A 16,889-nucleotide genomic window follows, 5' to 3' on the forward strand; every position below is an offset into this window, starting at 1 on the left:
TGAAAAAAAACAAAAAAAGAGGGCCAGAAGAACTGGCCCTATAACTGGAAGCAATGTGAGCAATGTCGTGCCTTCACAAGAAGTCCATCACGTTGGAACGAATGAAGTCTTTCCCGGAAAACAAGTTAACAATAATCATTCTCATTTAACTAAGCAACTCTTATTTGCCAAACGTGCAAAAAAATTGACCACCGCTGGGGTGGTCAATTGCATCAGGCCTGGCGCGTCGCCGTTTGCAGGCCGGCCAATCCGGCCTCGCCCACCAGCTTGCGGCTGAGATAACGCAGCAAGACGCCGTAGAGAGGCACAAACAAACCAAGGCTTATCAGCAACTTGAATACATAGTCCACGGTTGCGATCTCGACCCAGTGCTCGGCCATGAAGGGATCCGTGCTGCGCCAGAAGGCGATGCTGAAGAAAGCGATGGTATCCACCAGGTTGCCAAACAGGGTCGAGGCGGCTGGCGCCACCCACCAGGCCCTGAGCAGCCGCAGCCGGTTGAATACCACCACGTCCATGAACTGGCCCACCAGATAGGCCATGAAGCTGGCCAGCGCGATACGCGCCACGAACAGATTGAACTCCGCCAGATTGCCCATGCCCTGATAACTGCCCTCGAAGAACAGCACGGAGAGCACATAGGAAACGGCCAGCGCAGGCAACATCACGGTCTGGATGATCTTGCGCGCCAGACCGGCACCGAAGATCCGCACCGTCAGATCGGTGGCCAGGAAGATGAACGGGAAGCTGAAGGCACCCCAGGTAGTGTGGAAGCCGAAGATGGTGATCGGTAGCTGCACCAGATAGTTGCTGCTGGCGATGATCAGGATGTGGAACAACGAGAGGCGCACCAGCGCCGTCTGGTGCTGAGCAGGGGTCAAATTCATATTGTGACCTTTTTGGTTAATGGGGTTAGGGAACCCATACCGCCACCATTGGCGATAATTGAGGGGCGAGATTATACGCCCCCCAACTGATAGTTCAATCTTTATGCTGTTGATTCGACCAGCGGCCATTGTCATCGAAGGGCAAGGTCATGCGCCCCAAACAGCCCGTTCAGCCGCTATGCTGGCGACCGAGCCAGAGCAATACCTCGCGATCGACCGGCTGTACCGCCGTCAGCCAGCAACCGCTATGGTGTTCATACTCCAGCCTGAGCTGGCTGCCTTCAAATTCCAGCAACCAGCCGTGGCGATCGGCGCCCCACTCCTTGTCGAGCAGCCTGAGCTCCCACTCCTGCAGCAAGGCCTCGGCCAGCGCCGGGAAGGTATCCCAGCAGAGCCCGGGGCAATCCAGCATCAGCACGGCCGACTCAATGTCTGTCCGCGTTACACGCCAATTCATCTCTCATCCCTCAACTGCTGCAAGAAAGCTCGCCACCGCAATACCACTGGGGAACCGGTGTCGCCAGGTCGTCATACTCGGGTTGTTCGTCATAGGGGTGCTGCAAGGCCGCAAACAACCGCTCGAACGGAGTCATATCCCCCGCCTCGGCGGCATCTATCGCCTGCTGGGCCAGGGCATTGCGCAGCACGTACTTGGGATTGACGGCGTCCATCTGCCGCTTGCGGGCGGCATCCTCGCCTCCCTCCCGCACCAGTCGCGCCCGATAGCGCGCGAGCCACTGCTGCCAGAGCGCAGGATCCGGCAGCAGTGCCAACAGGGAGGCGGGCAAATCCCCCTGCTGAGTAACCTCACCCAGCCGGCGCAGGAAGAGGTGATAGTCCACTCCCTGGCTCGCCAACAGCCGGAACAGCTCGCGGAACAGCGCCGGGTCCTCCTCTTCCCACACCGCCAGCCCGAGCCGGGCGCGCATCAGTTCGGAGTAGTGCAGCATCAATTGATGTTCATACTCGGCCAGCGCGGCGGCCAGGGCCTCGCCGTCCACATGGTCCGCCAGCGCCTGCGCCAGCTTCTGCAGGTTCCAGTAACCCACCGCCGGCTGCTGATCCAGCGCGTAGCGGCCACCCGGATCCGAGTGATTGCAGACAAAGTCCGGCACATAGGCATCGATGAAACCGTAGGGACCGTAATCCAGGGTCAGCCCGAGCAGCGACATGTTGTCGGTGTTCATCACGCCGTGGCAGAAACCGGCGGCCTGCCACTTGGCGATGAGCCGCGCGGTACGCCGCACCACCTCGGCAAACAGTTCGGCCCCGTTGTTCAGCTCGGGGAAGTGGTGACGCAGCAGATAGTCGATGAGCAGCTGTATCTTCTCTCCCTGCCCGCTCCAGGCGAAATATTCGATATGACCGAAACGCAGGTGGCTCGGGGCTGTGCGCAGCACTGTCGCCCCGCGTTCTTCCTGTTCCCGGTAGACAGGCTCCTGGCTGCCAACCAGCACCAGCGCCCGGGTGGTGGGAATGCCGAGGGCATGCAACGCCTCGGAGGCGAGATACTCGCGGATGCTGGAGCGCAGCACGGCACGACCGTCACCGAAGCGGGAGAAGGGGGTCTTGCCCGCCCCCTTCAGATGCAGATCCCAGCCCTGACCATCCGGCGCCAGCTGCTCCCCCAGCAGCAGCGCACGGCCATCGCCGAGCCGCGGGCTGTAACCACCGAACTGATGACCCGCATAGACCTGGGCCACCGGCTGCATGCCGGGCAGCGGCTGGCCCAGACCACAACAGGCAAGCCAGTCTGTTTCGCCGACATCGCCCAGTCCCAACTCGTTCAGCAGGCCGTGGTTGAGGTGCAGCAAGCTGGGCTCGCACAGCGGCTGGGGGGCCACGGGCTCACAGGCCCAGGGCAGTTCGGTGGCGAAAGTGTTGATCAGCTTCATGGTAGTGCGATTCGTCCCTGCGTATGCTCGTGTTACTCTTTATACCGCCGTCGGCCGAGTTCGGCTAACAGGTGATCGCGCTATTTCATTTCAAGGAGAAGAAGATGCAAAGATGGTTGGGCACCCTGCCCCTGCTGATGTTGTTGTGGGGACAGGCCCAGGCGGCCGATATCGAGGCGGGCAAGGCCAAGGCGGCGGTCTGCTCCGCCTGCCATGGGGTCGAGGGCAAGGCACTGATCCCCAACTATCCCCATCTGGCCGGCCAGAATGCCGCCTATCTGGTGAAACAGCTGAAAGCCTTCAAGGAGGGCAGTCGCAAGGAACCCCTGATGCTGCCCTTCATGGCGCCGCTCACCGAGGCCGACATGGAGAACCTGGCGGCCTATTACGCCAGCTTGAAATAACCTCTCTGCGCCCGACGGACGGGCGCCCCATTCCTGATTTTCCCTCATCCAGGAGTGCACCTGCTGCGGTCGATTAGGCTTCGCTAATCGACCCTAGCGCCTACAGTAGTCGATGATAAGGTCCATAAAGGCCTCACCGAAGCGCTCCAGCTTGCGATGCCCGACGCCATTGACCGCCAGCATCTCCGCCTCGGTCATCGGCATCAGCTGAGCCATCTCCACCAGGGTCGCGTCGTTGAACACCACATAGGGCGGCACCTCTTCATCCTCGGCAATCTGTTTGCGCAGGCCGCGCAGCTCCTTGAACAGCCGCTTGTCGTAGTTGGCGTTGTCCAGCAGGCCGTTGCGCTTCTCCTTGCGACTGGAGATGGGCTGCAGCCGTGGCACCGCCAGTTCCAGCTTCATCTCGCCGCGCAGCACCGGGCGGGCCGCCTCGGTCAGCTGCAGCACCAGATTGCGGGTGATGTTCTGGGTCAGCAGCCCCTTGTGGATCAGCTGGCGGATCACGCTCATCCAATACTCGTGGCTCTGATCCTTGCCGATGCCGTAGGTCGACAGCTTGTCGTGGCCGTGATCCTTGATGCGCTGGTTGAGGGAGCCGCGCAGCACCTCCACCACATAGCCCACCCCGAAGTTCTGACCCACCCGCCAGACGCAGGAGAGCGCCTTCTGGGCATCCTCGGTGCCGTCGTAGCTCTTGGGCGGATCCAGACAGATGTCGCAGTTGCCGCACGGCTTGTCGTTGTACTCGCCGAAGTAGTTGAGCAGCACCTGGCGGCGGCAGGTCTGCGCCTCGGCGAAGGCCGCCATCACGTTGAGCTTGTACTGCTCAACCTGCAACTGCTGGGGGTTTTCTATGTTGTCGAGCAGGCGGCGCACCCGGCCTATGTCGGCGGGATCGTACAGCAGCAGCGCCTCGGCGAGCGTGCCATCGCGGCCGGCCCGGCCCGTCTCCTGATAGTAGGACTCGATGTTCTTGGGGATGTCGTAGTGCACCACGAAGCGCACGTTCGGCTTGTCGATACCCATGCCAAACGCCACCGTCGCCACCACTATCTCTATGTCATCCTTGAGGAAGGCATCCTGGGTCTGCTGGCGCTGGGCCAGGGGCAGACCGGCGTGGTAGGGCGCAGCCTTGCTGCCGTGACGGGAGAGGCGCTCGGCCACCTCCTCCACCCGATTGCGACTGGAGCAGTAGACGATACCGCAGTTGCCCTTCTGGCTCTGCACATAGCGCAGCAACTGCTCCGCCGCCTTGAACTTCTCCACCAGGCTGTAGCGGATATTGGGCCTGTCGAAGCTGGCGGTGTGGATGAAGGGATCGTTGAGCTCCAACCGGTGCAGCATATCGCTGCGGGTCGCCTCGTCGGCGGTGGCGGTGAGCGCCACCACGGGCACCTGGGGGAACCACTGCTTGAGCCGCCCGAGCGCCGCGTATTCCGGCCGGAAATCGTGACCCCACTGGGAGACGCAGTGGGCCTCGTCGATGGCAAACAGGCCGAGCGGCAGCTCCGCCAGCCGATCCATGAACTCGTGCTGCAACAAGCGCTCGGGGGAGACGTAGAGCAGCTTGATCTCGCCGCGACGCATGGCGGCAAAGTTCTGGATCATCTCCTCCCGGCTCAGGGCCGAGTTGATGTAGATGGCCGCCACACCGTTGGCGCGCAGGCTGTCGACCTGATCCTTCATCAGCGAGATAAGCGGGGAGACCACTACGCCCAGCCCGGGTCGCAGCAGCGCCGGGATCTGGAAGCAGAGTGACTTGCCGCCACCTGTGGGCTTGAGCACCATGGCATCGCGTCCCGCCACTATCTGCTCGATGATCTCCAGCTGGCCCGGCCGAAATTGCTGGTAGCCGAATACCGCCTGCAACAAGGCAAGTGGGGTATCGGGCAAGGTTTCGGCAATGACGGTCATGGGCTCTCCTTTGGGGTCGCCATTCTAAAGCAGCCGCCGCTCACAATAAACCTGCCATTGCGACTGTTAAGGAAGTGTTGCAGACTGGCTGGAGTTTTTACTCGGCTTTGATGACAGGGATCGGTATCAGAGAATGAAACACATGCTGAAGAAGATGGCGCTCAGTGGCATTGCCAACCTGTTCGCCGAGCGGATGCCGTTCAACAAGCTGATTGGCATGCAGGTGACCCACTACGACTTCGAGAAGGTGGAGCTGCGCATCAAGATGGATGACAAGCTGATCGGCAACCCCTTCCACAACATCTTGCACGGCGGCGTCACCGCCAGCCTGCTGGATGTGGCCGGCGGCATGATAGTCGCCGCCTCCTGCATCGACGAGCTGGAAGACTTCTCCCCCAGCTACCTCAAGGAGCGCTTCTCTCGCCTCGGCACTATAGATCTGCGGGTGGACTACCTGCGTCCGGGCCGCGGCAACGAGTTCATCGCCACCGCCCACATCATCCGCGCCGGCAGCAAGGTCGCCGTCGCCCGAATGGAACTGCACAACGAAGAGGGCACCCACATCGCCTTCGGTACCGGCACCTATCTGGTGGGCTGACTCACCCATTGCATAAAAACCACGCTGCTAATCTGATTTTAATCATTAGAATCCTTACCCCCTCTGCCGCCCACGGGTCCATACTGAAATTCGGGATTGTGTGCAGAGGGAGGATTGCAGGCGATGAGTGCGAAACTGGCCACCAAACCATCCAGAGCCTTGTTGACACAGCTCGAGTCCATGCTCGACGAGGTGCAGACACCCGAGTGTCGCCACTGGCTGGAACAGGAGCTTGAGGGATACTCTCTCTGTTCGCCCCTGCCCTGGTATCGCATCGTAGCCTGTCGGCAACGCGGTCACTTCTTGGATCTGAAGACGGGAAAATATTTGACCTGTCATATCAACAGTCAAACGCTAAGCCAACGCGATCTGGCCCAGATTCAGTTCATCTATGCCCGTGAACCCGCCGCCCATTATCTACTGCAACGCAATTCCGGTATTGAACCCTGGCCAGAGCAGCTGCTGGAAGATTATCAAGAGCAGTTGATCCCCGGCCATTTATGCCTGCAAGCCTGGCATGAGCCCGTGTCTTCATTACGTTCACAACTGATGGAGGGAATCGAACATTTCATTAGTGAGTACCCCAAGCACGCGGCCTTGCAACCTCAACACAGCTTCAAGGCATTGCGGCATCAGCACTGGCATATCTGAGTAAGCGCCTAGGGCGCAAGGAGGGCACCATAGACAAGACCCATAGCGAGATTGCCACAATCTAGAGTGCCGGAGTCAGGATCAGACTCCACCCTGGGCCACCGAGCGGTGGCCCTTTTAATGTCTGCGCACCACGACGGCAGCCGGATAGATGAGCAAGAAAGCCGCATCGGTATCGATATGCCACCACCAGCAACCAGCAACCAGCAACCAGCAACCAGCAACCAGCAACCAGCAACCAGCAACCAGCAACCAGCAACCAGCAAGATATTCCGTAGCGGGATCGGTAAAATCCAGATGTGAAAAGGCCGCTCATTGAGCGGCCTTTTCTAATATGGTCGGTGTGAGAGGATTCGAACCTCCGACCCCTTCGTCCCGAACGAAGTGCGCTACCAAGCTGCGCTACACACCGATGTCTGCGGGGCGAGAATTTACCTAATGCCCCGACATGACACAAGCCTTTTTTGTGTTTTAAGGGAAAAAAATGGCCGTTCGTTCAACTATTCAGCGCTTTGGCACCGGGTTCACAGAAAGGGTGCAGGGACGTGACATTTTTCCAACCCATCCTAGGGAAGCTGAAATTCGGCCGGCCCCAGCAAACGGCGACGCCAGTCGGCCACCACCCCATGCTCCAGCCAGTTGGCCGCATGCTGGCGCCAATTGGGAGAGAGCGCCGGATTCTCCAGCAGCAACAGCAGATCCGCTTCGTCCCGTAGCTGATTGAACAGGATATCGGCGGTGCGTTTCACCGTCAGGGCGGGATAGGGCCTGTCGACCAATTCCATCGTCTCCTGCGGTGCGACAGTCCCCTCCTCCAGCACCCGCAACAGCCAGCCACAACGACCATTGAGCTGCATCACCTGTGACATCTGGCCATAGCCGAAACGCTGGTTGAGCTTGAAACAGGGGGATCTCGGCTGACTTATCTGGATCAGCGCCTCACCGAGTCGATAGACATCGCCGATACAGGCCTCAACCTCGGTCAGCCCGAGACCGGACAGGTTCTCGCCAAAGGCGGCGGGTTGCCAGGGCGTACGCGGTGCGGCCAGGCCCAGCGCTGCTTGCCAGTTGTGCCACCAGGGGTAGTGATCGGCGGGATAGTAGTGCAGTGCGCGATCCGGGCCGCCGTGATGGCGCTGGTCGCTCTGTTCATCTCCCTCCAGGCCAGAAAAACTGCACCACAGGGGATTGCCTGCCACATGCTTGTCGATGGCACTGACGAGAGCGGGAGCCAGTTCGGCATTCATCTCGGCGCTCTGGCCGATAAAGAGGGAGATCCGCATTCCATTCTCCTGACGGATGAGAGAATGCGGATCTTAGGGGCTGTTGACGCTGCGGCGCAAGCCATGTTGCGGCGTCAACAGCCCCGGGGTCAGGCGACGGCCTGCATCTGGGTGGTCATGGCAATCTCGGCACGGCGGCGTTTCTCCGCCTTGGCCATCAGATACCAGCTGCCAAAGGTGAACAGTGACACCGACAGCAGGATCAGGCTGGCTACCGCGTTGATCTCGGGTTTCACCCCGAGCCGCACCGCCGAGAAGACTTCCATCGGCAGGGTAGTGGCGCCCGGACCCGAGACGAAGCTCGCCAGCACCAGATCATCCAGTGACAGGGCGAACGACATCATGCCGCCCGCCGCCAGCGAGGGGGCTATCATGGGGATGGTGATCAGGAAGAACACCTTCCAGGGTTTGGCCCCCAGATCCATGGCCGCCTCCTCAATGGAGAGATCCAGTTCCCGCAGGCGCGCCGACACCACGATCGCCACGTAGGCGGTACAGAAGGTGGTGTGGGCGATCCAGATGGTCAGCATGCCCCGCTCGGCCGGCCAGCCAATCAGCTGGGCCATGGCCACGAACAGCAGCAACAGCGACAGACCCGTGATCACCTCGGGCATGACCAGGGGCGCCGTCACCAGGCCACCGAACAGGGTGCGACCGCGGAAGTGCGGGATCCGGGTCAGCACGAAGGCCGCCATGGTCCCCAGCGCCACCGCCGCAATGGCGGTATAGAAGGCGATCTCCAGCGAGCGCAACACAGAGCCAATCAGCTGCTTGTTGTCGAGCAGGCCGAAGTACCACTTCAGCGACCAGCCCCCCCACACAGTCACCAGCTTGGAGGCGTTGAAGGAGTAGATCACCATGATGACCATGGGCAGGTAAATAAACAGCAATCCCAGCCACAACATCAGCTTGGCAAAACCAAAGCGCCTCATACTTTACCCTCCAGCTCTTTGGCCTGGTTGCAGTTGAACAGGGATGACAGGGGGACTATCAGCAGTTCCTTTTTCATACCTTGCCCTCCAATTCCTTGGCCTGGTTGCGGTTGAACAGGATAATCGGGACTATCAGCACCGCCAGCATCACCACCGCCAGGGCAGACGCCACCGGCCAGTCACGGTTGTTGAAGAACTCCTGCCACAGCACCTTGCCGATCATCAGGGTCTCGGGGCCGCCAAGCAGTTCCGGGATCACGAACTCGCCCACCACGGGGATGAACACCAGCATGCAGCCGGCTATGATGCCGTTCTTGGAGAGCGGTACCGTGATCCGCCAGAAGCGGGTCAGGTTGCGGGCACCGAGGTCGGAGGCCGCCTCCAGCAGGCTCTGATCGTGTTTGACCAGGTTGGCGTAGAGCGGCAGCACCATGAACGGCAGGTAGGAGTAAACGATGCCGATATAGACCGCCAGGTTGGTGTTGAGTATGGTCAGCGGCTCGTCAATCAGGCCAATGCCCATCAGCAGGCTGTTGAGCAGGCCGTTGTTGCTGAGGATCCCCATCCAGGCGTAGACCCGGATCAGAATCGCGGTCCAGGTCGGCATCATGATGAGCAGCAGCAGAACGGTCTGGGTCTCCTTGTTGGCCCGCGCAATGGAGTAGGCCATGGGATAGCCTATCAGCAGACAGAGCAGGGTGCTGACGAAGGCCATCTTGAGGGAGCCCAGGTAGGCCGCTATGTAGAGCTCATCCTCCTGCAGCAGCAGGTAGTTGCCCATGTTGAGCAAGATGGTGAGCTGATTGTCGGCCCAGCTCACCACGTCCGTGTAGGGCGGGATGGCCACGTCCGCTTCGGCGAAGCTGATCTTCACCACTATGATGAAGGGCAGCAGGAAGAAGAGGAACAGCCAGAAGAAGGGCACGCCGATCACCAGCTGGCGCCCGCCCAGTCGCTTCAGTCGTCTCAATGCCTTCATGATTGCAACACCACGCCGCTGTCATCTTCCCAATAGAGGAACACCTGGTCATCCCAGGTCGGCCGCTTGCCGTGGCGTTCGGCATTGGCGATGAAGGCCTGCACGATTTTGCCCGAAGGCAGCTGGATGTGATAAACCGAGTGACCGCCCAGATAGGCGATGTCATAGACCTCACCCTTGGTCCAGTTGAAATCGGGGTGCTCGATCTCGGTCGGTTTCTGGGTGCTCATCAAGAGTTTTTCCGGCCGCAGGGCGTAGGTGACCTTCTTGTTCTCGGCGCGGGAGCTGATGCCGTGGCCCACGTAGATGGGCTGCTCCAGATCGGCGCAGGCGATGGTGGCGTGGTCCTGCTCATCCTCCACCAGCAGGCCGTCAAACAGGTTGACGTTGCCGATGAACTCGCACACCAGCCGGCTGGCCGGGGTCTCGTAGATGTCCATCGGGCTGCCGATCTGCTCGATGCAACCCAGATGCATGATGGCGATCCGTTCGGCCATGGTCATGGCCTCTTCCTGATCGTGGGTCACCATGACGCAAGTTACGCCGACCCGCTCTATGATCTCCACCAGCTCGAGCTGCATCCTGGAACGCAGCTTCTTGTCCAGCGCCCCCATGGGTTCGTCCAGCAGCAACAGCTTGGGGCGCTTGGCCAGCGAGCGGGCCAGTGCCACCCGCTGGCGCTGGCCACCGGAGAGCTGGTGCGGCTTGCGGCGCGCATACTGGGTCATCTGCACCAGCTTGAGCATCTCCTCGACCTGCGCATCGATCTCGGCCTTGGGCAGGCCATCCTGCTTGAGGCCGAAGGCGATGTTCTGCGCCACCGTCATGTGGGGGAACAGGGCGTAGGACTGGAACATCATGTTGATGGGACGTTCATAGGGCGGCATGTCGGTGATGTCGACGCCATCGAGGAACAGGCGCCCCTCGGTGGGGCGCTCGAATCCCGCCAGCATCCGCAGCAGGGTCGACTTGCCGGAACCGGATCCCCCCAGCAGGGCGAAGATTTCCCCCTTGTGGATGTTGAGTGACACGTTGTCGACCGCCAGCGTTTCATCGAACTGCTTGCTTACCCTGTCAATCTTCACCAGCACTTCTTTGCGCTGCTGGTTGCCCTCGAGGGCTTTCTTGTAGGCACTGGAGGCTATCGCCATTACCAAACTCCCAAACGTGATACCGGCCTGGGCCGATCCATAAAACAGTCTGGCGCCCCAGGATGGGCGCCAAGGTTAGGTTCCGGACTTGATCTTGGTCCAACTCCGGGTGATCAGACGCTGCACCGCACGGGGATGTGCCTGCTGCACATACAGCCGTTCCAGCACCGCCTGGGGTGGATAGACGGACTCGTCATTGCGCACGCTCTCGTCCATGTACTCGCCCGCCTTGGCATTGGGATTCGCATAGCCCACATGGTTGCTGACCTTGGCGATCACCTCGGGCTGGAGTACGTAGTTGATCAGGGCGTGCGCCTCTTTCACGTTGGTGGCATCCGTCGGGATCGCCATCATGTCGAACCAGAGGTTGCCCCCCTCCTTCGGGATGCTGTAGGCAATCTTGATCCCCTTGCCCGCCTCGTCGGCACGGGCCGCCGCCTGCAATATGTCACCGGAGAAGCCGGCCGCGACGCAGATGTCGCCGTTGGCCAGATCGCCTATGTACTTGGAGGAGTGGAAGTAGGCCACGTACGGCCGCACCTTGAGCAGCTGGCTCTCGGCACGCTTGAGATCGGCCGGATCCTGGCTGTTGGGGTCGAGCCCGAGGTAGTTGAGTGCCGCCGGTATCATCTCGTCGGCCGAATCGAGGAAGGCAACACCACAGCGGGCCAGCTTCTGCATGTTTTCCGGCTCGAAGATCATGGCCCAGGAGTCAATCTTGTCGACTCCCAGCACGGCCTTGACCTTGTCCACGTTGTAACCGATGCCGTTGGTACCCCACAGGTAGGGCACGGCGTACTGATGACCCGGATCCACCTTGTCGAGCTGCTTGAGCAGCACGGGATCCAGATTGGCCAGATTGGGCAGCAGGGCAGGATCCAGCTTCTGGAAGGCCCCCGCCTTGATCTGTTTGGCCAGGAAATTGTTGGAAGGCACCACCAGATCGTAACCGGTGCGTCCGGTCAGCAGCTTGCCTTCCAGGGTCTCGTTGGAATCAAACACGTCGTAGACGGTCTGGATCCCGGTTGCCTGCTGGAAGTCGCTGAGGGTGGTCTCGCCGATATAATCGGACCAGTTGTAAAAATGAACCACAGGGGCGGCCTGGGCCACGTTTGCCAGCCCCAGCGCCAGGGCCATAGTCACTATCTTGGTTGTGTGCACGTATCTCAGTCCTCATGTTTTTTGGTATGCCAGCTGCGCATCCATACGCGCCGTTCAACCTGTCGGGTTGTCACCACCCTCCCGGCCGAACTGCGGACCGGGAGGGGCACTCGTCACTTATTTACCTGATTTGATCTTGGTCCAGCTGCGGGTCATCAGACGCTGCACCTTGGCCGGCAGATCCGGGAAGGTGTAGATCTTCTTGAGTGTCTCCGCGTTCGGGTAGATACCCGGGTCGGTACGGATAGGCTCATCCACCAGCGGGGTCGCCGCCTTGTTGCCGTTCGGGAACTGCACCACGTTGGTGATGCTGGCGATCACTTCCGGCTTCATCAGATAGTTGATGAAGGTGTGAGCGGCCTCGACGTTCTTGGCATCGGCCGGGATGGCCAGCATGTCAAAGAAGCTGCCAGCCCCCTCTTTCGGAATTGTGTAGGTCAGCGCCACACCATTCTTGGCCTCCGCCGCCCGCGCCTTGGACTGCTGCAAGTCACCGGAGTAACCGACCGCGACGCACAGGTTGCCGTTGGCCAGATCCGAGATGTACTTGGAGGAGTGGAAGTAGGCGGTATAGGGACGGATGGAGAGGAACAGCGCCTCTGCCTTCTTCAACTCATCCGGCTTCTGGCTATCCGGTTTGAAGCCCAGATATTGCAGGGCAGCCGGCAGCATTTCGGTCGGTGAGTCGAGGAAGGAGACGCCACACTCCTTCAGCTTGGCCATGTTCTCCGGTTTGAACACCAGATCCCAGGAGTCCACAGGCGCGTCCTTGCCCAGCACGGCTTTCACCTTCTCGGCGTTGTAGGCGTAGCCAATGGTGCCCCACAGGTAAGGGATCGAGTACTGGTTGCCCGGATCGCTCGGCTCGAGCGCCTTCAACAGGTCGACATCCATGTTTTGCCAATTGGAGAGCTTGGACTTGTCCAGCTTCTGGAAGACACCCGCCTTGATCTGCTTGGCCAGGAAGGGGTTGGACGGCACGACTATGTCGTAGCCCGAGCTGCCCGCCAGCAACTTGGCTTCCAGCACCTCGTTGCTGTCGAACACGTCGTATACCACCTTGATGCCCGTCTCTTTCTGGAAGTTTTCCAGGGTATCCGGCGCGATATAGTCGCTCCAGTTGTAGACGTGCAACACCTTGTCCTCGGCCATCGCCCCGGCACTCATCATGACCAGCGCCACGGAAGCGGCAATCATTCCCGTTTTGAAAGACATAGTCCTTGTCTCCTAAGCAAATTGTATGCGCAAGCCAACCTGCCAGGCACTCGCCTACCCTTTCAGCTTTGCAGCCGTCAGATCCAGACTGAGCCTGGCCAGATTGACCAATTCATCCACCTGTTCCTCGGTGATCACCAAGGGGGGCGATATGATCATGGTATCGCCGACAGCCCTCATCACCAAGCCATTGTTAAAGCAGAACTCCCGGCAGGTCATACCGGCCTGCAACCCAGCCGGGAAGCGGCTGTTGGTCTGTTTGTCCTGCACTATTTCCAGCGCGGCCACCAGGCCTTTGCCACGGGTTTCGCCCACCAGCGGATGGTCGGCCAATTCGCGCCAGCGGCGCTGCAAATAGGGGCCGATGTTATCATGAATTCGCTTAACTATGCTCTCATTTTGCATAAGCGTAATGTTGGCGATGGCCACGGCGCAGGCCACAGGATGGCCGGAGTAGGTGAAGCCATGGTTGAATTCGCCCCCCTCCTCCACCAGCACCTTGGCGACCCTGTCGCCCACCATCACAGCCCCCATCGGCAGATAGCCGGAGGTGATCCCCTTGGCCAGACACATGAGATCCGGCTTGATGCCAAACCCTTCGCTGGCGAACCAGTGGCCGGTACGACCGAAACCGCAGATCACCTCGTCGGCGATGAGCAGGATGCCGTAGTGATCGCAGATGCGCTGGATCTCGGGCCAGTAGCTGTCGGGCGGAATGATGACGCCGCCGGCCCCCTGGATGGGCTCGCCGATGAAGGCGGCGACCTTGTCCACTCCCAGTTCCAGTATCTTCTGCTCCAGCTGGCGGGCGCGCTCCAGACCGAACTCATGGGCACTCATCCCCTGCCCCTCACCGAAGTGGTAGGGCTGATCGATGTGCACTATGCCGGGAATGGGCAGGCCGCCCTGGGCATGCATGCCCTTCATGCCGCCCAGGCTGGCACCCGCCACCGTCGAGCCGTGGTAGGCGTTGTGGCGACTGATGATCACCTGCTTGTCCGGTTGCCCCTTGCTGGCCCAGTAGTGGCGCACCATGCGCAGCACTGTATCGTTGCACTCCGAGCCCGAGCCGGTGAAGAAGACGTGATTGAGATGGGAAGGGGTGATCTCGGCCAGCAGGGTCGCCAGCTCGGCCGCAGGCGGGTGGCTGGTCTGAAAGAAGAGGTTGTAGTAGGGCAGTTGCTGCATCTGTTTGGTGGCGGCATCCACCAGCTCCTGTCGGCCGTAGCCCATGTTGACGCACCAGAGGCCCGCCATCCCGTCCAGAATGCGCTTGCCTTCGGAGTCTTCCAGATAGACACCTTCGGCCTTGGTGATGATGCGGCTGCCCTTCTTGTTGAGCGCCTGAAAATCGGTAAAGGGGTGCAGGTGGTGGCTGGCATCCAGCTGTTGCCACTCACGTGTGGTCTGCTTCATTGCTTGCTCCTCGGTTCCTTCGATTTAAGCGAGAATCTTTCGTCCGTCGGTGAGGGCGGCTGGCGCGCTCACTATCACTGCCACTCACGGGCAGTGTGTTGATTCCATATGAGCAGGAGAGGCCGTCATCGGCCTCCCCGTTTCTGGGCGGCGCGTGGCAAGCACGCAGCCGGATCACACGTTCAGCAGCAGGAACTCCCGCTCCCAGCGACTGATCACCCCGAAGTAGGTCTCGTACTCCTTGCGCTTGACCGCGACGAAGGCGCGGATGAAGCGCTCACCCAGCATCTCCTTGATGGGCTCGCACTGTTCCAGGTGGCTCAGGGCCTCCTCCAGCGAGCGGGGCAGGCTGTAGGGCAGGTCATAGGCGCTCGACTTCATCTCCTGCAGCGGCTCCAGCTTCTCCATCATGCCGAGGTAGCCGCAGGCCAGGGTGGCGGCCAGGGCCAGATACGGATTGGCGTCGGCGCCGGCGAAGCGGTTTTCGACGCGGCGCGCACCGGCCTCGGAGAAGGGCACGCGCAGGCCGCAGGTGCGGTTTTCCACCCCCCACTGCACGTTGCGCGGCGCGCTCTCGCCGAAGGTGAGACGACGGTAGGAGTTGACGTTCGGTGCCAGCAGGGCGGTCACCGCCGGGGTGTACTTCTGCAGCCCCGCGATGAAGTGCATGAACTGCTCGGTATTGCCGCCATTTTCCGTGCCGAACAGGTTGCGACCGTCCACATCTTCCAGGCTCTGGTGGATGTGCATGGCGGAGCCCGGCTCGTCGCTCATCGGCTTGGCCATGAAGGTGGCGTAGATGCCGTGCTTGTGGGCCGCCTCACGCATGGTGCGCTTGAACAGGAACACCTGATCCGCCAGGTCGATGGCATCGCCGTGCAGGAAGTTGATCTCCATCTGGGCGGCGCCGGATTCGTGGATCAGAGTGTCCACTTCCAGCTCCTGCGCCTCGCAGTAGTCGTACATGTCCTCGAAGATGGGGTCGAATTCGTTGACCGCATCGATACTGAACGACTGGCGGGCCGTCTCGGGTCGGCCATTGCGGCCAACGGGCGGCACCAGCGGATAGTCGGGGTCTTCGTTGCGCTTGACCAGATAGAACTCCAGCTCGGGCGCCACCACCGGCTTCCAGCCCTGTTTCTCATAGAATGACAAGACCCGACGCAGCACGGAGCGCGGCGCTATGTCGATCAGCTTGCCATTGATGTCGAAACAGTCGTGGATCACCTGAGCGGTCGGCTCCAGCGCCCAGGGCACGAAACGAATGGTGTTGGGGTCCGGGTAGAGCTGCATGTCCCGCTCCAGCGGGTCTATCATGCTGTCGTCATCCGGGTACTCGCCGGTCACCGTCTGGGTGAAGATGACCTCGGGCAGCCGCATGCCCCCTTCGCGCAAAAATTTGTTGGCTGGAATGATCTTGCCTCGGGCATTACCGGTGAAATCCGGAAACAGGCACTCCACTTCCGTGATGCGATTGCTCTCCATCCAGCCCTTGATACTGTCCATGTTAAACCCCGACTTTACGATTGCCATTGGCAAGGGTGTCTAATATATGGAACACCCTTGTTATCAAATTGTAATCAACACCACCATAAAAGCCCGCCGTTATGGCCAATGTCAAGCGGTGGTGTTTAAAAAACTATAAATAACGGTGCATATAATGACCATTGCGGCACCAAATACTAAACACCCAGACCCCCTCAAAGCTCACTGCAATCCCGGTGCCAACGAGGGGGCCTGATCCCCCATGTTCTCAGTCAGACCCTGTCCGAATCGGGTCATTTTTTTGCAAGGGCGCACAATCCTTGCCCTATTTGCTTTGCATGCCTGCATTTTTTTGGTACAAGGCCCGCCCTGATTTGCACTCTCCTGCTTGGATTTGGTGCAAATGCAGGACACAGGGCTTGGTCTGCAGGCAGACAGCCCCCATAAACAGGGATAATTGGGTTAGTAACTGACTGGTAGTAAACCGTATGTGTGATTTCATGACTAAAGACCAACTGGCCTTTTACAAGGGGCAGATCGAGCGCCAAATCCTCGAACTCGAGGATCGCCTCAACTCCCAGGCCAGCCAGGCCATCGCCACCGATACCAACGAGATGGCAGATGAAATTGACCGTGCCAGTATCGAGGAAGCCCGTCGTCTGGAGCTGAACCGCATCGAGCATGACAAGCTGCATCTGCGCAAGCTGAGAGGGGCGTTGAAGCGTATCGACGAAGGAGAGTTCGGTTACTGCGAATCCTGCGGTGACGAGATCTCCCTCAAGCGACTGCAGGCTCGACCTGAGTCCCGCTTCTGCGTCGAATGCCAGAGTACCAAGGAGTTCAACGATACCCACGTGTATCGTCGCGTCGCCTGATCCTGCGAAGAGCCGTCACTGGCCGGTCGCGATAAGTCGT

Annotated in this window: 17 protein-coding genes and 1 tRNA gene; 5 read left to right on the forward strand and 13 right to left on the reverse strand. The window is 60.1% G+C overall.

Translation table 11 applies throughout. The features are described 5' to 3' along the window. Positions 1-212: 212 nt before the first annotated feature. From BN1118_RS01160 to BN1118_RS01170, 3 genes are all read right to left on the reverse strand, one after another. Positions 213-887 carry a 7-cyano-7-deazaguanine/7-aminomethyl-7-deazaguanine transporter gene (locus BN1118_RS01160; protein WP_043554198.1) on the reverse strand — a complete coding sequence of 225 codons (675 nt, stop codon included), beginning with the start codon at positions 885-887 and terminating at the stop codon, positions 213-215. A gap of 169 nt (positions 888-1,056) precedes the next feature. Continuing rightward, a complete protein-coding gene (locus tag BN1118_RS01165; protein WP_043554200.1) occupies positions 1,057-1,344 on the reverse strand; it encodes a DUF3630 family protein in 288 nt (95 codons plus the stop codon). Positions 1,345-1,354: 10 nt separating this feature from the next. Then, the gene (locus tag BN1118_RS01170) at positions 1,355-2,782 is read right to left on the reverse strand and encodes a protein adenylyltransferase SelO (RefSeq protein WP_043554201.1); all 1,428 of its coding nucleotides are present in this window, start codon (positions 2,780-2,782) and stop codon (positions 1,355-1,357) included. A 104-nt stretch (positions 2,783-2,886) separates the two neighbouring features. On the opposite strand from BN1118_RS01170, the gene BN1118_RS01175 reads away from it, so the two are divergent. Next, the gene (locus BN1118_RS01175; RefSeq protein ID WP_043554202.1) at positions 2,887-3,186 is read left to right on the forward strand and encodes a c-type cytochrome; all 300 of its coding nucleotides are present in this window, start codon (positions 2,887-2,889) and stop codon (positions 3,184-3,186) included. Positions 3,187-3,279: 93 nt separating this feature from the next. Here BN1118_RS01175 and recQ read toward each other — a convergent pair whose 3' ends face one another. Further along, positions 3,280-5,103, reverse strand: a complete 1,824-nt coding sequence (gene recQ, locus BN1118_RS01180; protein WP_043554203.1) for an ATP-dependent DNA helicase RecQ — start codon at positions 5,101-5,103, stop codon at positions 3,280-3,282. 133 nt (positions 5,104-5,236) lie between these two features. Here recQ and BN1118_RS01185 point away from each other — a divergent pair, with 133 nt between their 5' ends. The 3 genes from BN1118_RS01185 to BN1118_RS21500 all read left to right on the forward strand — a co-directional run bounded on the left by BN1118_RS01185 (position 5,237) and on the right by BN1118_RS21500 (position 6,655). Beyond that, positions 5,237-5,701, forward strand: coding sequence for a thioesterase family protein (locus BN1118_RS01185; protein WP_043142803.1), 465 nt, complete (start codon positions 5,237-5,239; stop codon positions 5,699-5,701). Positions 5,702-5,824: 123 nt separating this feature from the next. After that, complete coding sequence (locus BN1118_RS01190; protein WP_043142807.1) at positions 5,825-6,352, forward strand: AbiTii domain-containing protein; 528 nt, start codon at positions 5,825-5,827, stop codon at positions 6,350-6,352. A gap of 120 nt (positions 6,353-6,472) precedes the next feature. Continuing rightward, positions 6,473-6,655, forward strand: coding sequence for a hypothetical protein (locus tag BN1118_RS21500; protein ID WP_156994789.1), 183 nt, complete (start codon positions 6,473-6,475; stop codon positions 6,653-6,655). Positions 6,656-6,687: 32 nt separating this feature from the next. Here the strand turns inward: BN1118_RS21500 and BN1118_RS01195 are convergent. The 9 genes from BN1118_RS01195 to BN1118_RS01235 form a co-directional block, all read right to left on the reverse strand. Then, a tRNA-Pro gene (locus tag BN1118_RS01195) sits at positions 6,688-6,764 on the reverse strand. A gap of 154 nt (positions 6,765-6,918) precedes the next feature. Beyond that, the gene (locus BN1118_RS01200; protein WP_043554204.1) at positions 6,919-7,635 is read right to left on the reverse strand and encodes an MOSC domain-containing protein; all 717 of its coding nucleotides are present in this window, start codon (positions 7,633-7,635) and stop codon (positions 6,919-6,921) included. Positions 7,636-7,724: 89 nt separating this feature from the next. Then, positions 7,725-8,567: an ABC transporter permease subunit gene (locus BN1118_RS01205; RefSeq protein ID WP_043142811.1), complete on the reverse strand. Its 843-nt coding sequence runs from the start codon at positions 8,565-8,567 to the stop codon at positions 7,725-7,727. A gap of 73 nt (positions 8,568-8,640) precedes the next feature. Then, a complete protein-coding gene (locus tag BN1118_RS01210; RefSeq protein ID WP_043142812.1) occupies positions 8,641-9,546 on the reverse strand; it encodes an ABC transporter permease subunit in 906 nt (301 codons plus the stop codon). Further along, on the reverse strand, positions 9,543-10,697 hold the full coding sequence (potA, locus tag BN1118_RS01215; RefSeq protein WP_042870317.1) for a polyamine ABC transporter ATP-binding protein: 1,155 nt from the start codon (positions 10,695-10,697) through the stop codon (positions 9,543-9,545). Before potA ends, BN1118_RS01210 begins: the two co-directional genes overlap by 4 nt. Before the next feature lie 75 nt (positions 10,698-10,772). After that, positions 10,773-11,834, reverse strand: coding sequence for a polyamine ABC transporter substrate-binding protein (locus BN1118_RS01220; RefSeq protein WP_241279475.1), 1,062 nt, complete (start codon positions 11,832-11,834; stop codon positions 10,773-10,775). Positions 11,835-11,975: 141 nt separating this feature from the next. Continuing rightward, entirely contained in the window at positions 11,976-13,073 is a 1,098-nt protein-coding gene (locus BN1118_RS01225; protein WP_043142817.1) for a polyamine ABC transporter substrate-binding protein, read from the reverse strand. A gap of 54 nt (positions 13,074-13,127) precedes the next feature. Continuing rightward, entirely contained in the window at positions 13,128-14,489 is a 1,362-nt protein-coding gene (locus BN1118_RS01230) for an aspartate aminotransferase family protein (RefSeq protein WP_043142820.1), read from the reverse strand. Positions 14,490-14,663: 174 nt separating this feature from the next. After that, positions 14,664-15,995 (reverse strand): glutamine synthetase family protein, encoded by a 1,332-nt coding sequence (locus tag BN1118_RS01235; RefSeq protein ID WP_043142823.1) that lies wholly within the window; start codon positions 15,993-15,995, stop codon positions 14,664-14,666. 467 nt (positions 15,996-16,462) lie between these two features. Here BN1118_RS01235 and BN1118_RS01240 point away from each other — a divergent pair, with 467 nt between their 5' ends. Beyond that, entirely contained in the window at positions 16,463-16,849 is a 387-nt protein-coding gene (locus tag BN1118_RS01240) for a TraR/DksA family transcriptional regulator (RefSeq protein ID WP_043554208.1), read from the forward strand. The last annotated feature ends 40 nt before the right edge of the window (positions 16,850-16,889 follow it).

Source organism: Aeromonas bestiarum (assembly GCF_000819745.1).
Taxonomy (GTDB): domain Bacteria; phylum Pseudomonadota; class Gammaproteobacteria; order Enterobacterales; family Aeromonadaceae; genus Aeromonas; species Aeromonas bestiarum.

What these genes read in the sequence shown, in the direction of transcription:
- BN1118_RS01160 (WP_043554198.1), bottom strand. Translation starts at nt 887, where the DNA reads ATGAATTTGACCCCTGCTCAGCACCAGACGGCGCTGGTGCGCCTCTCG.
- BN1118_RS01165 (WP_043554200.1), bottom strand. Translation starts at nt 1,344, where the DNA reads ATGAATTGGCGTGTAACGCGGACAGACATTGAGTCGGCCGTGCTGATG.
- BN1118_RS01170 (WP_043554201.1), bottom strand. Translation starts at nt 2,782, where the DNA reads ATGAAGCTGATCAACACTTTCGCCACCGAACTGCCCTGGGCCTGTGAG.
- BN1118_RS01175 (WP_043554202.1), top strand. Translation starts at nt 2,887, where the DNA reads ATGCAAAGATGGTTGGGCACCCTGCCCCTGCTGATGTTGTTGTGGGGA.
- recQ (WP_043554203.1), bottom strand. Translation starts at nt 5,103, where the DNA reads ATGACCGTCATTGCCGAAACCTTGCCCGATACCCCACTTGCCTTGTTG.
- BN1118_RS01185 (WP_043142803.1), top strand. Translation starts at nt 5,237, where the DNA reads ATGAAACACATGCTGAAGAAGATGGCGCTCAGTGGCATTGCCAACCTG.
- BN1118_RS01190 (WP_043142807.1), top strand. Translation starts at nt 5,825, where the DNA reads ATGAGTGCGAAACTGGCCACCAAACCATCCAGAGCCTTGTTGACACAG.
- BN1118_RS21500 (WP_156994789.1), top strand. Translation starts at nt 6,473, where the DNA reads ATGTCTGCGCACCACGACGGCAGCCGGATAGATGAGCAAGAAAGCCGC.
- BN1118_RS01200 (WP_043554204.1), bottom strand. Translation starts at nt 7,635, where the DNA reads ATGCGGATCTCCCTCTTTATCGGCCAGAGCGCCGAGATGAATGCCGAA.
- BN1118_RS01205 (WP_043142811.1), bottom strand. Translation starts at nt 8,567, where the DNA reads ATGAGGCGCTTTGGTTTTGCCAAGCTGATGTTGTGGCTGGGATTGCTG.
- BN1118_RS01210 (WP_043142812.1), bottom strand. Translation starts at nt 9,546, where the DNA reads ATGAAGGCATTGAGACGACTGAAGCGACTGGGCGGGCGCCAGCTGGTG.
- potA (WP_042870317.1), bottom strand. Translation starts at nt 10,697, where the DNA reads ATGGCGATAGCCTCCAGTGCCTACAAGAAAGCCCTCGAGGGCAACCAG.
- BN1118_RS01220 (WP_241279475.1), bottom strand. Translation starts at nt 11,834, where the DNA reads ATGGCCCTGGCGCTGGGGCTGGCAAACGTGGCCCAGGCCGCCCCTGTG.
- BN1118_RS01225 (WP_043142817.1), bottom strand. Translation starts at nt 13,073, where the DNA reads ATGTCTTTCAAAACGGGAATGATTGCCGCTTCCGTGGCGCTGGTCATG.
- BN1118_RS01230 (WP_043142820.1), bottom strand. Translation starts at nt 14,489, where the DNA reads ATGAAGCAGACCACACGTGAGTGGCAACAGCTGGATGCCAGCCACCAC.
- BN1118_RS01235 (WP_043142823.1), bottom strand. Translation starts at nt 15,995, where the DNA reads ATGGACAGTATCAAGGGCTGGATGGAGAGCAATCGCATCACGGAAGTG.
- BN1118_RS01240 (WP_043554208.1), top strand. Translation starts at nt 16,463, where the DNA reads ATGTGTGATTTCATGACTAAAGACCAACTGGCCTTTTACAAGGGGCAG.